This window comes from Metamycoplasma orale ATCC 23714 (assembly GCF_000420105.1).
Taxonomy (GTDB): Bacteria; Bacillota_I; Bacilli_A; order Mycoplasmatales; family Metamycoplasmataceae; genus Metamycoplasma; species Metamycoplasma orale.
The window spans coordinates 1-1988 of sequence record NZ_ATUH01000021.1; the positions used below are offsets into that span (position 1 = coordinate 1).

General features: G+C 26.0%; 2 protein-coding genes. Both read right to left on the reverse strand.

All coding sequences use genetic code 4. The features are described 5' to 3' along the window. On the reverse strand, nt 1-274 hold a 274-nt coding region (locus tag F795_RS03635), incomplete at its 3' end, for a hypothetical protein (RefSeq protein ID WP_040538453.1). Then, nucleotides 267-1895 (reverse strand): DNA cytosine methyltransferase, encoded by a 1629-nt coding sequence (locus tag F795_RS06985; protein WP_084254402.1) that lies wholly within the window; start codon nt 1893-1895, stop codon nt 267-269. The genes F795_RS03635 and F795_RS06985, both read right to left, overlap by 8 nt. Between the last annotated feature and the right edge of the window lie 93 nt (nt 1896-1988).

Consider the following 1988-nt stretch of genomic DNA (forward strand, 5'->3'; position numbering starts at 1 on the left):
AATTTTTTTTAATTTGAGTCCAATTTTTTTGTCCTAGTTTAAAAGTCTCTAAATCTAATAAATTTTTTTCATTTGTTATATTTTTCAGTTTATTTGTATATTTTTTACTTTCTATAATAGGATCTTCCATCTTAGAAAATTTGCTTTCTTTGTAGGAAGAAAAACATGCAAAATATTTTGCATCCTTTGATTGTAAAATTCGTCCGAAAAACATGCCTAGAATAAATGGGTGTATTTCAAAATCAGTTGATAATAATTTACTAACCTTAATCATATTTTTTTAGTCTTTCCTTTGCAATTTCATAATATTTATTATCTATTTCAATACCTATAAATTTTCTTTTGTTTTTTAAGGCGGCAACACCTGTTGTTCCACTTCCCATGAATGGGTCTAAAATAATTTCGTTTTCTTTTGTGTGAATATTTATAAGTTCTTCCATTAATTTTAAACTTTTTTGTGTAGGATGACCATTTTTTTCTTTGCCAGAAACCACTGCGGTTTCAAAAGTAGATCTTAAATAAGGTAAATCGCTTTTTTTATTAAATATCCACTTTGCATTTTTTTTCACCGCCCATACTGCAAATTCTGTATCTTGAACATATCTTCTATTTACATTTCTTGGCATAGGATTTGTTTTTTTTCAAATTATAATATCTTTGACTTGCAAATCATTCTTTTGCAATTCATCACATATGTAACTAATATATAGATAAGAACAAAATATAATCATAGAACCATTTGATTTTAAAATATTTGAATAATCACCAATTCAACCTGTTGTATCAAAATCCTTATCTCACTCGCCAAAATCAATCCCTTTTCTTGGCTTTTTTAATGTGCTAAATCCATTTTGTTTAGAAATATTGTAAGGTGGATCTGTGATAATATGATCAACTTTAATATTATTTTTTATTAATTCTTTAATTAGAATTGTAGCATCTTCATTATATATTTTATATTGTTCCCTTTTATTTCTATTTTTTTCATAAGAATTTTTTATTTGCTCTGCTATTGCTTTAGCAAGTAAAGGTGGAACACTATTGCCTATTTGAGTACATACACTTGTTTTATTTCCTAAAAAAACAAAATCGTCATCAAAACTTTGCAATCTTGCAGCTTCTCTAGGTGTGATAGCTCTATTCAAAAAAGGGTGAGAATTCCTTCCATTAGATGGCGTATCAAATCTTGTATCTATTGTTGGACTTATATCATTCCATTGTAATCTTGATCATGTTGTTTGAAATTTTTGTTTACCAAGTAATTCTTTCGGCAAACTATTTTTGTCACCTTCTGGGGGAATAAATTTCAATTTTTTTAAAGCTAATTCTGAATGATTAGTTGCCACATGGTTGTATAATTTTTCACTAATTTTTCGTCTCTCTTTTTGATAATCACTTTGTGGTTTAATTAAATATTCTGTCTCAAAATTTCCTTCTCCTGAATTAAAATAAGATAAATCAGATATTGCATCTTTTACAGTAACTATTTTTTTATAACCTAATGGTAATTCGACGCTTCTTGACAATGAACCAATTATAATAGCTCTTTCTCTATTTTGTGGTACACCAAAATTTTTTGCATTTAAAACTTTATAATTTACTATATATCCCAAATCTGAAAATTTCTCAATAATTTCATTTTTAAAATATCCATCTAAGCAGTTCAACAAATTTTTAACATTTTCAATAATAAATATTTCAGGTTTAATTTCTTTGATTATGTTGTAATATTCTAAAAATAAAAAATTTCTTGGATCTTTCATCCCTAAATTTTTTCCTTTTAAACTAAAACCCTGACAGGGTGGACCACCAATAACCATATTAATTTTTAATTGTTTTGATAAATCAATTATTTGATTTTTTATTTTAGAATCAGTGATATCTCCAACAATTATAAACTAGGACAAAAAAATTGGACTCAAATTAAAAAAAATTTGAGGCCTTTTTTTATTTTAAGTAAGGGAGATAATTATGGGTAGACAATTAAA